Origin of the sequence: Bradyrhizobium sp. CCBAU 51765 (assembly GCF_015291725.1) — a bacterium.
GTDB classification, from domain to species: domain Bacteria; phylum Pseudomonadota; class Alphaproteobacteria; order Rhizobiales; family Xanthobacteraceae; genus Bradyrhizobium; species Bradyrhizobium liaoningense.
The window spans coordinates 2,334,453-2,348,008 of record NZ_CP030038.1 but is presented as its reverse complement, the minus strand read 5'-3'; the positions used below and the strand labels follow the sequence as shown (position 1 = coordinate 2,348,008).

12 protein-coding genes and 1 pseudogene are annotated in these 13,556 nt (G+C 62.0%); 1 reads left to right on the top strand and 12 read right to left on the bottom strand.

Going from position 1 to position 13,556, the window contains the following annotated elements; translation table 11 throughout:
• Positions 1 to 11: 11 nt before the first annotated feature.
• The 6 genes from XH96_RS11085 to XH96_RS11060 form a co-directional block, all read right to left on the bottom strand.
• Positions 12 to 1,022, bottom strand: coding sequence for an ABC transporter substrate-binding protein (locus XH96_RS11085; protein WP_194392522.1), 1,011 nt, complete (start codon positions 1,020 to 1,022; stop codon positions 12 to 14).
• A 45-nt stretch (positions 1,023 to 1,067) separates the two neighbouring features.
• A complete protein-coding gene (locus XH96_RS11080) occupies positions 1,068 to 1,481 on the bottom strand; it encodes a Rieske 2Fe-2S domain-containing protein (RefSeq protein ID WP_194392521.1) in 414 nt (137 codons plus the stop codon).
• Complete coding sequence (locus XH96_RS11075) at positions 1,478 to 2,584, bottom strand: amidohydrolase family protein (RefSeq protein WP_194392520.1); 1,107 nt, start codon at positions 2,582 to 2,584, stop codon at positions 1,478 to 1,480. The genes XH96_RS11080 and XH96_RS11075 overlap by 4 nt, the downstream gene beginning before the upstream one ends.
• Positions 2,581 to 3,705, bottom strand: a complete 1,125-nt coding sequence (locus tag XH96_RS11070; protein WP_194392519.1) for an amidohydrolase family protein — start codon at positions 3,703 to 3,705, stop codon at positions 2,581 to 2,583. Before XH96_RS11070 ends, XH96_RS11075 begins: the two co-directional genes overlap by 4 nt.
• A 90-nt stretch (positions 3,706 to 3,795) precedes the next feature.
• Entirely contained in the window at positions 3,796 to 4,848 is a 1,053-nt protein-coding gene (locus tag XH96_RS11065; protein WP_194392518.1) for an ABC transporter substrate-binding protein, read from the bottom strand.
• A 4-nt stretch (positions 4,849 to 4,852) separates the two neighbouring features.
• A complete protein-coding gene (locus XH96_RS11060) occupies positions 4,853 to 6,211 on the bottom strand; it encodes a Rieske 2Fe-2S domain-containing protein (RefSeq protein WP_246790044.1) in 1,359 nt (452 codons plus the stop codon).
• Between the two features lie 162 nt (positions 6,212 to 6,373).
• Here XH96_RS11060 and XH96_RS11055 point away from each other — a divergent pair, with 162 nt between their 5' ends.
• Positions 6,374 to 6,859: a MarR family winged helix-turn-helix transcriptional regulator gene (locus XH96_RS11055; protein ID WP_194392517.1), complete on the top strand. Its 486-nt coding sequence runs from the start codon at positions 6,374 to 6,376 to the stop codon at positions 6,857 to 6,859.
• 392 nt (positions 6,860 to 7,251) lie between these two features.
• Here XH96_RS11055 and XH96_RS11050 read toward each other — a convergent pair whose 3' ends face one another.
• From XH96_RS11050 to XH96_RS11030, 6 genes and pseudogenes are all read right to left on the bottom strand, one after another.
• Positions 7,252 to 8,019, bottom strand: coding sequence for a DeoR/GlpR family DNA-binding transcription regulator (locus tag XH96_RS11050; RefSeq protein WP_194392516.1), 768 nt, complete (start codon positions 8,017 to 8,019; stop codon positions 7,252 to 7,254).
• A gap of 147 nt (positions 8,020 to 8,166) precedes the next feature.
• Positions 8,167 to 9,165 (bottom strand): 4-hydroxythreonine-4-phosphate dehydrogenase PdxA, encoded by a 999-nt coding sequence (gene pdxA / locus XH96_RS11045; protein ID WP_194392515.1) that lies wholly within the window; start codon positions 9,163 to 9,165, stop codon positions 8,167 to 8,169.
• Complete coding sequence (locus XH96_RS39095) at positions 9,162 to 9,656, bottom strand: nucleotide-binding domain containing protein (RefSeq protein ID WP_246790162.1); 495 nt, start codon at positions 9,654 to 9,656, stop codon at positions 9,162 to 9,164. Before XH96_RS39095 ends, pdxA begins: the two co-directional genes overlap by 4 nt.
• Before the next feature lie 132 nt (positions 9,657 to 9,788).
• A pseudogene (locus XH96_RS39090) lies at positions 9,789 to 10,469 on the bottom strand (four-carbon acid sugar kinase family protein); the annotation flags it as partial.
• A gap of 29 nt (positions 10,470 to 10,498) precedes the next feature.
• A complete protein-coding gene (locus XH96_RS11035; protein ID WP_194392514.1) occupies positions 10,499 to 11,539 on the bottom strand; it encodes a 2-keto-3-deoxygluconate permease in 1,041 nt (346 codons plus the stop codon).
• 93 nt (positions 11,540 to 11,632) lie between these two features.
• A protein-coding gene (locus tag XH96_RS11030; RefSeq protein WP_194394098.1) for an IS630 family transposase occupies positions 11,633 to 12,581 on the bottom strand; the annotation gives its coding sequence in 2 pieces (ribosomal slippage) (positions 11,633 to 12,244 and positions 12,246 to 12,581; 948 coding nt in all).
• Positions 12,582 to 13,556: the final 975 nt, after the last annotated feature.

Sequence of the window (13,556 nt, the reverse complement as noted above, 5' to 3'; positions counted from 1 at the left end):
TATGCCGATCTTTACGGATAGAGCTTCTTGGCCAATGCCATCATGGACGACCGCTCGGCGAGCTTCGCCGGACCTATCAACTTTGCCTCCGCAAAGGGTTGCGCGTCGGGATTGGCGCGCTCAGCAACACCCGCGACCACGGGCGGCATCCAGGCGTTGGCATAAATCAGCTGCGACTCCGGTGACAAGAAGTGCTGGATGAACAGCCGCGCCGCGTTCGGGTGCGGCGCATTCTTGAGCACAGCCAACTCCATCTGTGCGTAGGGAGCGCCCTCCTTCGGCACGACGACCTTGACCGGCAATCCCTTGAGGTCCGACGTGAAGGCAAAGATCTGAGGTACGTAGATCGCGAATTCGCCGCGGGCGACCCGTCGCGCGTCGTTGCGCATGTCGCGGCTGAAGACCGGCTTCTGTTCGGCGAGCTTTGGATTGAAGTCGGCGCCCATCTGGTGCTCCAGGATGGCAAACATCGTGTTGCCACTGCCCAAGGGACGCATGTCGTCCGACAGGATCTTGCCCTTCCATTTCGGATCGGTGAGATCGTTCCAGCTCACCGGAATGTCCGCATCCTTCACCAGCCGTGTATTGATCAGAATACCCATCGGCTGGACAAAGACCGGTACGCTGTACTCGGTAGCGCGGAACGGCGGCCGCAAATTGCGAGCGTTCGGGATATCCGGGAGCTTTTCGATGAAATCGCCGTTCTGGCGCTGCTCCTCGATCATGGTCGAAGTGATCATTTCGACGTCGCCGAGATAGCGTCCGGCCGACTGCTCGGTCCGGATGCGCTCGGCCAATTCGCTGGCGCGCAGGTCGAGGCTTTCGACCGGGATGCCGTATTTGGCCTCGAACGATTTCAGGACCGCGATAAAGTACGGCGCGCCGAGGGCCATGTCGTAAATGACGAGCTTACCCTCCTTCCTGGCGGCATCGATGACGGGTTGCCAGGAGTCCTGGGCTCTAGCCGGCAACGCGCAACCCATAAGACAAGCGACAATTGCGGCCTTCAGCAGCATTCGCATGACCTCTCCTCCCACCAATTCGTTTGATCCACCCCATAGCGGCTGTCAGACGTCCACGACGACGTATTGCCGGTCGATCGAGACCGGAAATGTTTCAGCCCTGAGCGTATCGTCAGTCAGGACTGCGCCCGGCTCGACCTTCGCCTCGTAGCTGCGCACCCTGGTCCGATCTGGCTCGCAGCGCGACTTGCCGGTGCGAAGATCGAACTCCCAGCCGTGCCAGGGACACCGCACGAGTTCGCCGCGCCGACTGAACTGGTAGGAGCCCGGCTCGCGGGCTTCGACCAGGCCGACGATCCGCCCCTTGCACAGAGACGCGCCGTTGTGGGGGCAGCGGTTCCCGACGGCAAAATATTCGCCGGCCACGTTGAAGATGCCGATTTCCCGGTTGCCGATGGTCACCAGCATGCGCTCACCCGGGGGGATTTGATCGACCGTGGCAACGATGTGGCGGGTCATTTGTCGAGCCCGTAGAAATGACGGGCGTTGCCGTAGAGCAGCTGATGGCGCTGCGCCTCCGTCAGATTCGTCTTGAACGCGGTGCGCGGATCGTCGAAATCCCAGTGCGGATAATCTGTAGCAAACAGCAGCCGATCCCACCCGATCCGATCGAACAGGTCGAGCAGCGCGGCCGAGCTTCCCGGTTCCTCCATCGGCTGCGTCGTGAACCACACATGTTCGCGGACGTATTCGGACGGCGGCCGCTGCACGTTCGGCACCTCGCTCCGCATCCTGCTCCAGTTCTTGTCCATGCGAGCGCAGAACGAGGGTATCCAGCCGAGACCGCCCTCCATGATCACGACCCGCAGTTTGGGGAAGCGCTCGAATACGCCCTCGAACACGAGGCTCGCCAGCACCGCCTGCATCGCCTGCGCGACCATGTTGTGCTCTTCCATGTAATAGGAGGACCAGCCGCCGGAGGTCGATGGGTGGCCTCCGGTGCCGCCGACGTGAATGGTGATCGGAAGGTCATTGCGCACGGCCGCCTCGAAAATCGGCCAGTAGCGCCGCCGTCCGAGCGGCTCGTCGGTGCGCGGCAGGAGAAGTATCTGCGTGAAGTTGGGGTCGCCGCCGCGAGCATCGATTTCGGCGACCGCGCCTTCTGTGTCCTCCTGCGCGACGAGGACGGAGGCGCGTAGCCGCGGTTCGTTCCTGATCCAGCGCTCGACCTGCCAGGTATTCATCGCCCGTGTCAGCGCGACGCCGAGATCGAGATTGCGCTGGCTGCCCGGATTCCAGCGCAAGGGAATCAGCATCCCGATCTCAACCCCGTTCGGATCGAGGTGCTGCTTCTGCAGCATGTCCAGGCTCGACCCCGGGGGACCACCCTCCTCCGGATAGGCATCGACCCGGGCCGCATCGGGCGACATTCGCGGATGCGACAGCGCCTCCGAAAAGGCGTGGCGCAGATGGCTGCCGTACACCGTCAGATGCTCGATCCACCGCTGCTCCAGATAAGGATGAACTTCCTTCCAGGACGTCATGGCCGGATGGATATCGCAATCGATGACTTTGAGCTTGTATTTCGCCCCTTGCTCTCGCTCCACATCGACGATGCTCATAGCGCAATCTCCATGATCTGATTGGCCTTCGACAAGCGCGGATAGGTGGCGAGCGCGTTCTCGCTCACGATCTTGCGGAACAGTTCGTCGGGAAGTCCCGGCGGAAGGGCCGCATCTTCGTCGAACTGCCAGTGCGGATAGTCGGTCGAGAACAGGAAAAGGCTGTCCGACTTCATGTGATCGACCAGCCGCGCGATCGCCTCGCGTTCGTCGGCGGCATCGATCGGCTGCACGGTGAAGCGAACGTGACTACGAATGATCTCCGATGGCGCCTTCGTCACCCATGGCACTTCGGCGCGAACCCCCTTCCAGGTCTTGTCGGCACGCCAGATGTAGCCGCTGAGCCAGGTCAGGCCGGACTCGATGGCCACGACCTTCAGATCTGGAAACTTGGCGAACACGCCTTCAGCAATCATGCTTTGCAGCTGCGTTTCGAAGGCTGCCGATTGGGCGATGTAGTCTTCGACATAATGTGACGGCCACCCCACCGGCGTCGGTGCACATCGATAGGCGCTGCCCGCGTGAATGCCGATCGGCAGCCCCAGGCGTTCCGCCAATCTGTAGATCGGCCAGTTCTGACGCCGGCCGAGGGTCAGTTCTCCCGAGACAAGCATCAGGATCTGCACAAAACGGAAATCATCGGCACGCCGCTCGATTTCGGCGACCGCCATCTCGGTATTGTGGGCGGGTATCACAATCGAGGCCCGAAGCCGGCAATCGCGGCTCAGCCATTCGTCGCGAATCCAATCGTTGGTCGCTCGGCAGAAGGCCGCCGCCATGTCTTCGCTGTGGAACACCTGGGCGCCGTACAGGCAATTGAGGATGCCGTGACCAGACTGGTAGCGATCAAGCACATGCTCCTGCATTGCCTTCAGCGACGAGCCCGGCTTCTTTCCGTCCTCGAGCGCCCAGTCCGGCCGGCAGGACAGCGGCGCGTTCTGGGGATAGCTGGTGAGGCTCAGGTTGAGACGGTCGAGCGCGCGGACCGTGATCATCTCGCGCCAATAGTCATCGAGATAGGGAAGCAGAACGTTCATCCCCGGAACGGCGGGATGGAGATCGCAGTCAATTGCGCCCGCGAATCTCTTGGCGCGATCGGTGCCGAGGCTATTCCCTGCCATGCGCTCTCCCATCATCCCGTTTCGCTTGCAACGCCGACTTTTGACTTGCGGCTTTTCGAATATCACGACGCTCGGCCAACGATCCTGGCTTTACGGGAAGACCTCCCGCGCCAGCGCGAGCATCTTGTCCATCTGCGTGGCATCGGTCGTGCCGAGCAGCTTGCTCTTTTCAAGTTCGGCAACCGCCGAATCCAGCTGCGATTGCGTGTCCGTTGTGACCGGCAGCAGCCCGAGATCGGCGAAACTCTGCTGCATCTTCTTGCCCAGATAGTGTTCCATCAGGAGGCGGGCAGCGTTCGGATGCGGCGCGTTCTTCAGCAGAGCCAGATCGTAGCCGATGTAGGGGAGCCCTTCCTTCGGCGCCACGAGCTTGACCGGCAATCCCTTCAGTCCCGGGATCGACGTCAGGCTGTCCGGCAGATAGATCGGAAGCTCGCCGCGCGCGATGCGGCGCTCGTTGGCGGGAATCTCGCGGCTGAACTTGAGGTCCTGCCTGGCAAGCTTCTCCATGAAATCGCGACCGAATTTTTCCATCAGGACATAGAACAGAACCCCGCCCCCGCCGAGCGCGCGAAAATCGTCGCTGAGGATCTTGCCCTTCCAGCGCGGATCGATGAGATCGAGCCAGCTCTTTGGCTCATCCTCCGGCTTGACCAGTCGCGTGTTGACCAGAATGCCATAAATGATGGCGAATACGGGCAGGCGGATCTCGTCGTTTTTGAATTCGCTCTTCAGGCGACCGGTGCTCGGCAGCGGCCCGTAAGGCTCGAAGACGTGGTCCTGCGCGATCTGCAGCGTCGTCGTGGTTCGCCCGTTCTCCGAGACGTCTGCCGCAAAGCGTCCCGCCGCCTGTTCGATGCGGATACGCTCGCGCACCTCGCTCGCTCGCGCTTCCAGAATATCGACCGTGATTCCGTATGTCGCCTCGAAGTCCTTCTTCAGCTCCTGGTGCGTGGCAAGACCGACAAAGGCGCTATAGAGCACCACGTGGCCTTCCTTCTTGGCCGCCGTGACGATTTTCTGCCACTCGTCTTCCGCACGCGCGCGATCGATCGCTGCGAGCATTGCAGCGCCGCCCGCCAGTCCCAGCAAGGCCGCGCGACGAGAGATCGAGAAACGGCTATTCCGATCGGACGGAGACATCACGCTACTCCGCGGCTTGTTGGCCTGGCGCCGGCCAGCGGACCGCCCCCTTTAGCTGCTCCCGGTAAGCATCGAGCCAGTCGGAATTTGCGTCGGCGTAGAACGAACCGGCACGCGCTTTCCAGAACACCTCGGCATCGTCCACGCCCGGCGGCACGGTTCCGCTCTCGGCAAGCGCGCGGGCAGTGTTGAGCAGCCGGCGGCGCGTGCGCGAGATCATGATGTCGCTGGGTGCCAGATGCTCCTTGGTGTGATCGACAATCGGCCCCATGCTCTCGCTGACGGCCTGGTCCTGCATCACGATGTTGCGGATACCGGTATAGATGCGATTGGAGCGCTGTGCCTCGCGGTCGATCTGCCAGTCGTTACCCACGTTCTGCACCGCACGCCAGCGGCCGAACCAGTCGGTGCTATTGGGCAGATAGTCCAATGGCTCGGCACCGCCGATTCCAGATCCGGACTTCAGCTTCGAGGTCGAATACGTCGCGCCCTTCCCGCGCCCGCCATAGATCGAAATCAGCATCGTGTGGGTGTCGTCCATTGGCACCCAGGCTTTCGCAACGACGTGGTCGGCAAAGTCTGCATTCGGCGTCTGGGTCCAGAACGGCAGCGAGAAATGCGCCATCCGCCAATGAATCTTTCCATCAGACTCCGGCCGGTACGCTCCGTACATGGTCCCCCATTCGGTGTCCGCGACCTTGTATTCCGGGGCGCGATTGGCGACCGTGTGGCGCGCCGGATGCCCCTCCTCGAAGTCCTCGGCCTTCACGTGGCCGGCATGAAGGAAGCCAAAATGCGAGGTATCGATATCGCCTTCTAATCCCTGCAGCCAATTGGCTTCCCGCTGCAGGATGGTAACGGTCAGATCCTCCTCGGGCACGAACAGCGCCTCATGCATCGGAAGCGCGGGGGGCTGCTCGCGGGCGCCCATATAGACCCAGATGAGGCCCGCGACTTCCTGCACCTTGTAGCTCTTGGCTCGCACCTTCTCCTTGAAATCCTGAGGCGGCGGCACGTTCGGCATCTCCAGGCATCGCCCGTCCACATCAAACTTCCAGCCGTGATAGACGCAGCGAATACCCCCCTCCTCGTTTCGCCCCAGAAACAGGGAGGCGCAACGATGCGGGCACTGGTGGTCGAGGACGCCGACCCGGCCCGAGCTATCGCGAAATGCGATCAGGGCCTCCCCGAGCAGCATGAGCCGCATCGGGTCTCCGTCTGCTTTCAGCTCTGACGAAAGTGCAGCGGGAAGCCAATATTGCCGCATCAGCTCGCCCATCACCGTGCCCGGCCCGACGCGCGTGAGATCATGGCCATCCGTTGCCTTGGACATGGAGATCCTCCCTTGCAGCCGTTTGCGCACCGCGCAATTTTTAGAATTTGTTGCATTATGCAAGTATTTTGATTTACGTCAATGACATTGCGCGCGTCGTACGCTTCGGCGGCGCTTCGTTGAGTCTGGGAATGAGCATCGTTATAGTTCCCGCCAGATTCCGAATCGCGAGCCGAGGCCGCCTCCCTGTCCATGAAGAGCAAAGAACCTGCGATCCCGCTCGAGCACTGGATTGGCTACAGATTCAGTCTTATCGCTGCACGATTGGGCAACTACGTCGCCCAGATGTACAAGGACCGGCATGATCTCACGATGCCGGCTTGGCGCAGCCTTGCTGTCATTGCCCGCTACGAGCCGATTACGGCAAAGCAGCTTGCCAACCTTACATCTTCTGATGCCTTCAAGGTCGCCCGGGCTATCGAGCTCCTGGTTCGTCGAGGCTTGATCCGTCGAGACATCGACAAGGACGATCGACGCCGCGTCAGCCTGCGCCTCACTGCGCAAGGCCGTAGGATCTATAGGGATATCGAGACGTTCTCGACTCGGGTTGAGCGCGAACTCGTCGCTGCACTCGACGAACGAGAGATCGCAATGCTTCGCCAGAGCCTCGACAAGATCGACCAGCAGCTGGAGACGCGAATACGCGCGCGCGACTGGAAAACATTCCTTAGAGAGTGAAACACCGGCATACGCCCACCAATATGGAACACTGCCGGCTGCGAGAATCCCGCGGGTGATGGGCGTTGGTTGAACCTTATCGTCGCAAGCCCGCGCGCCCCTGCCGTAAGCACGGTAGCTGCCTATTCGTCGGATAGACGTGAAGGTCTAGGCGTAGGCATCGAACGCTTGTCGAGACTGCTTATCTCCAAAGCGATCACACGCGAAGGCTGACTCATTTCAGACTACAGTTCAGTTATTGGCTAATCGTAGCCGAGCCTTTTGGCGGACGCTTCGCCACCTAGCATATGACGATTCAACTTAACCGCATCGCACTCCAGTTCAGCGATTCCTTACAACCCCGCCTCGGGTCGATATCTTTCTCCGATCACGCGAAAAATTGCGATGCCGGCTCAGCGAACGCTGGCAACGATCACGCGCGCTCCCGCATCGGTGAGACTCCTGCACTGCTCCTCAGATGCGCCGACATCAGTCACCAGAGTCCAGCGCGGCGGCAGCGGCGCCCAGGCCATCTGTTCGGCGCGGCCGAGCTTGCTGGCGTCGGCGAGAACAATGACTTCCTTCGACTGCTGCATCATCAGCGATTTCAGTGCGACCTGTTCGAGATCCGCTTCGCACAGGCCACGGCCGTTCACCACGCCATCGGCGCTCATGACGGCGCGATCCGCGGTCATGCGCCGCAGCGCCTCATTGGCGAGCGGCCCCATGGTGCTCATGCTTGTGGTGCGCAGCGTGCCGCCCAGCACCACAAGCTCTATGGTTGGAGCCTTGGCGAGAAAGGGCAGCAGCGCAAGATTGTTGGTGATGATGCGCAGCCGCCGGTGCTGCAGCAGTCGGCCGAAGGCTGCGACCGTCGAGCCGGCATCGAGAATCAGCGTGTCGCCATCCTCGATCAGATCGATCGCCGCGCGCGCGATCGCCTGCTTCTGTTTGCCCTGAACCGCGAGGCGCTGCTCGAGCGTCGTCTCGTTCGCATGGGCAGTGAGAATGGCGCCGCCATAGGTGCGGCGCACGGCATTGTTCTTGGAAAGATGCTGCAGGTCGCGCCGCACGGTGGAAGCGGAGACGTCGAAGCGCCGCGCGAGATCATCGACATCGATCTCTCCCGCGTTCAGTGCTTCCAACAGACGAGCGTGACGCTCCTTGCTGCGCATCGACATCGAACCTCAGCCCCCGGATTCATCGCCGTCAGCCGAGTTCGACCGTATCGGCTTCGCGGCACGGCCGATGGATACCACGATGCATCGGCCGCGCAATGTCAGCGCTTAACGCGCATCTCGCTCTTCATCCTGAGCCCGCGCCCCCCCTCAAACCGCCTTCTTCGGCGCGAGATCGACCGCCTGCCGCAGCGCCTCGATCAGGCTGCGCTCGTCGGCGATGCCCTTGCCCGCGATGTCGAAGGCGGTGCCGTGATCGACCGAGGTGCGGATCACCGGTAGACCAACAGTGATGTTCACACCGGCTTCCAGCCCCAGTACCTTGATAGGTCCATGGCCCTGATCGTGATACATCGCGACCACCATGTCGTAGTCACCGCGGCCGGCCAGGAAGAACAGCGTGTCGGCAGGCAGGGGGCCGCGCACGTCCCAGCCCTTGCGCTGGCAGGCCTCCACGGCCGGCGTGATTTTCGCGGCTTCCTCGCCGCGACCGAACAACCCGTTCTCGCCGGCATGCGGATTGATGGCGCAGACGCCGATCTTCGGATTGGCGATGCCGGCGCGCACCAGTACGTCATGTCCGCGTGCGATGACACGCTCGACGAGGCCGGGCTCGATCTTCTCGATCGCATCGAGCAGGCCGATATGCGTGGTCACGTGAATGACGCGGAGTTTCGGCGACACCAGCATCATCGACACTTCCGGCGTGCCGGTCAGATGCGCCAGAAGCTCGGTATGGCCGGGATATTTGTGGCCGGCCGCATGGAGCGCTTCCTTCGAAAGCGGCGCGGTGCAGATGCCCTGCGCGAGCCCTGCCTGCACCACCTGCACGGCTTTCTCGATATAGCGATAGGCCGCCTCACCTGCCGTCGCCGACACCTTGCCGAACGGCAGATCGTCCGGCACCAGCTTCAGGTCAACGCACTGCACGGCCTTCGACGCAAAATTCGCCTGCTTCGCGTCGCTCAACGCTTCGACCTCAAGCGGCACGCCGACGATCTGACCGGCCTTGCGCAGACGGTTGGAGTCGCCGATGACCAGCGCATTGCAGATCGCCTGCACCTGCGGCTGCGCCAGCGCCTTCATGATCACCTCGGGCCCGATACCGGCCGGATCTCCCATGGTGATCGCAATGGTCGGACGAGTCATGTGAAACTTCCTATGGTTCGGACGGCGCGAAGCCGCTCGCTGATGCGAATGAGGCTGTTCTCGTCACCGAACGCGCCCGCTTTGGTGGCGATCGGAACAGACAATCGGCCAAGAGTAAGGCCGAGCGACACGCCCGGCTCGATTTCGTCGGCAAGACGGATGCCGTTGACGCCGAAGCGCGACAGCATCGCCGCGGCGGTTTCGCCGCCGGTCGCAGCGAAGGCACCGATCGCGGGTGCGACGGCCTCAAGAGCGTCGGCCAGCCCCTTGGCGAGCTGCGGGCCGAGCGACATGTCGGGGTGATCATCCATCATGATCTCAACCAGTGTATCGCCGCCGCCGGCAAGTCGTTTCATCACGCCCGCGGCGAGCGCCGCCCGGCCGGCACCATCGTTGAGCAGCGTCTCCGGCGCGACCGGGAAATGCGCCACGGTGCCGGTCGCCTCCAGCTTGCGCGCGGCGGCGCGAGATGCGCCGGCGAGCGAGCCCACCACGATCAGGGTGCCGGAAGCGCTCGTCGGAATGCGCAGTGGCTCGGCGGCATGGCTGACTTCGAGGCCGGCCAGGGCGTGCGCGAGGCCGGCGCTGCCGATGAAGAAGGTTGCGGGCGATGCATGCAGGCTCGCCCCCGCGATCAAACGCAGATCGTGTTCAGTCTCGGCGTCGCAGGCCGCGACCACGTCGCCCTTCCGGGCAAGCCTCGCGAACATGGCTTTGAGATCGCCACCGCGGACGGCAGCGAGCTTGACCTTCTCACCGCGGACGCCCGCGGTCGCGAGAACGTCGACAAGATCGGCGTTCGGATAGGTGTGGTCGCGGCGCCAGACCTCGGCCTACTCGAGAGGGCGGCCTTTGACCAGAATACGCCCGTCGATGGTGGTGCGGCCGGTGGCCGGAAAGGCGGGCGCGAACACGCCGAAGGCCGGACCCGACCGTGACTTGAGATGCGCAAGCGCGGCGGCAGTCTCCGCTGCAGGTTGCCCCCGCAGCGTCGAGTCAATCTTCTTGAAGAGAATACGTCCGCCTTCGCACAGGCGCGCCAGCACATCGGCATGGCGGGCTGCAGCGGCCCCGGCCCAAAGGCCTCGACTCGCGGCATCGTAGGCCAGGACGGGCAGCTGGTAGCCCGATGCGTCGGTCATCTCACCCCACGTCACCGCAGCCGCACGCCCCCTTCTGCCGAAGGCGATCGCACAGTCCGCGGCACCGGTGAGATCGTCAGCGACGATCAGCCAGCTTTGGCTTGACGCGTTTTCTTGACGCAAACCGGCATCCACTTCGCTCGAAAACGCTTTAGGGGCCATCTTCAGCGACCTGCTTCGGTGACATTGTGTCAGTGACTTGCCTCAGTGACAATCGAGCGCGCCGCGGGGGTCATCTTGCCGGAAGAAGCCACGTTGTTCTCTTCCGCAGGCTCCGCGACGTCGCGACCAACAACGCGGGCTGTCCATGCGGTGACGATCGGCACGAGAATTGCGGTAACCACGACGCACGCCGCGACGAGGATAGTCGCAGGCCGCGCCGCGTCCGCATAGGCCGGATTCGCCGCGGCGACAATCGCCGGGACGGCCGCCGCATTACCGGCCGTCGAGGCCGCCGCAACACCCGCGACACCATTCCCGCCGGTGATACGATCGGCGAGGAACAGCGGGATGCCGGTCACAACCACCACGGCCACTCCCATGCCGAGGCCGAGCAGGCCGGCCTGCCAAACCTTAGACAGATCGAGGCCGGCGCCGAGCGCGAAGGCGAAGAACGGGATCATCACAGGCACAGCACGGCTCAGGAAGTCGCGCATCTCTCTGTCGAGATTGCCGATAATCATACCCACCACCAGAGGCAGGATAGCGCCCACGAGGGTCTGCCATGGAAATGCCGAGAGGCCGGCGACGCCCAAAGTGATCATGGTGAGGAAAGGACCGCTCTCCAGCGACATGACGGTATAGGCGCCAACGTCACGCGGACGTCCATATTGGCCCATCAACGCCATGTAGAGACCGCCATTGGTGTCGTTCATGGCGGCGACGATCGCGAGCGTCGAGACACCCGCGAACATGCCAGCTGCGACCGGCGTCTCTCCCAAAATGCGGCCGAAGATCAGGCCGAGGACAACGGCCACGCCAACCTTCACGATCAGCAGGGTGCCGCCCTTCTTCACAATGTAGGGGGTCGCGCGGAAGTCGATGCTCGCGCCCATGCAAACGTAGAACACGGCGAGAATCGTCAGCGCTCCAGAGAACAGTGCGCCGGTGAAGGAGCCAAAGAACTTCGGGGTGTCAGGAAAGAAGGTGGCAATAAGCGCCCCGACCAACAGAGGGACCACCATCATCCCGCCAGGCACGCTCTCGATCGCCCGCTTGATTGGAACCTGCATCTTTGTTGTCCTCCCGCACACCGCACAGCACACTTCTGATCACTTTGCGCGTTTTCCTATTAAAAACCGAGCAAGTTATCTGACTAGAGCGTTTCACATTTTGATTGAAGCATAACCGGCGCTTGCGAAGTAGTTGGCGCATTCGCGAGGCTGGATGTCCTGGACGAGGTGACCGATATGGCGCCAGGTGTCCTCGATGGTGCGCTTCTGAGCTTGCCGCATCCAATGTTTGATCTTGGAGAAGGCCTGTTCGATCGGGTTGAGGTCGGGCGAGTATGGCGGCAGGTACCAGAGCCTGGCGCCGGCAGCCTTGATCATCTGCCTGATGGCTTTCGACTTGTGGCTTCCGAGATTGTCGAGAATGACGATGTCCCCCTCGCGCAGGGTTGGCAGGAGAAGGTGCTTCACATAAGCGCGGAAGCATTCGCCGTTGATGGGGCCGTCGAAGACGCAGGGTGCTGTGAGTTGGTCATGGCGGAGTGCGCCGAGGAATGTGAGGGTACGCCAATGCCCGTGCGGGGCGAAGCCACGCAGGCGTGCCCCTTTGGGGCCCCAGCCTCGCAAAGGGGCCATGTTGGTCTTGATCCAGGTCTCATCGATGAAGACGAGCCGACCCGGATCAAGTCCGGCCTGCCAGGATCGCCACCGCTGGCGCCTACGAGAGACGTCGGCGCGAGCCTGTTCGAGGGCGAACAATGTTTTTTTTGAACCGCAGCCCTTCCCGGCGTAGGAACAGCCAGACCGCGTTGTGTGAAACCTTGACCCCACGGGCTGCCAGTTCCGCCTTCAGGCCATGCAGCGTCAGATGCGGCGTCTGAGTGATCCGTTCGACGATGAAGGCGCGATGCGGATCAAGCACAGGCTTGCGGTGACCCCCCATCTTGCCAGGCGCTACCGAACCGGTCGCTCGATAACGCTGTGACCACTTCACAACTGACGAGACCGCAACGCCAAACCGTTCCGCCACAGATCGGCAGCTCTCACCTTTGGCAACAGCGGATACCGCGCGCTTGCGCAAATCGTTGGAAATTGGTCGCACCATCGGATGCTGGCCTCCAGCCCAGCCAGCATCTTGAATCATATTCGCCCCAGATCCGGAATCCCTTCCGATTCAATAAATTCGTGAACCGCTCTAAATATGCTCATATCGCGCAATATTCAAGTCCTATTGCGTATTTTGCGCAAAACTGACCCGATCATTCGCTCCGTCAGACGCGATTGATTTTGCTCGCGGGAGAATGCCAGGGAATTGGGTCATGAGAGGTTGGGTATGGTGTTCATCGCGCAGATGCTCGAAACGCCTACTTGGGGCAACACCCACCGAAGCCCAGACCGTCGCATGCTTCGGCTGCACGTCTCCGACCTCGAGAATCTGATTGCACGCATATCCCGGATCGCCGGTGTCGCGAGCATCCGCTCTGGTCTCGCGGTGCGCAACGTCTCCAGCCGGCGAGCACTGCCGCTCGATGTATCCAGGCCGATTCAGGTAAAGTCGGCGTCGGCCGACTCGGAACGACATCGCCCATCCCTACATCGCCACCTACAAGCCCTCGCCTGACAAGCGACCACAGGATCTTCGTACAATTTACGGCCCGGACTGTGGCAAGCGATCGCCACGCATGTTTTGGGCTTAGGTGTCGTCGGAAGGCGGATTCATTTGCTCGCCGCGACTGCCCGCCTCTACGACCTCACCGCCATGCTGCGGCCGGAGGCGGAAAGACAGACCTTTGATAGCCAGGTCGCCACTGGAGCAAATCGATAGCCTGCGGCGACGGGCATAGCATAACAGATTGCCCGTTTTGCTCGCTCTTGTATCCTAATCTACGACGAGCACGTGATCGGCCTGTACCATCGGATTTCCGCGCCGTATCGAATGGGCGAAGGTACAGAAACAAAGGAAAGATCGACGCCCGGTCCGACCGTGTAACGTCCGATTACAAGGAATTACGCACGAGACTCGTATTGTTCTCGAAAAGCGGCTCGCCCAAGCAATTGATCGAGAAGGCCTTATATGGTG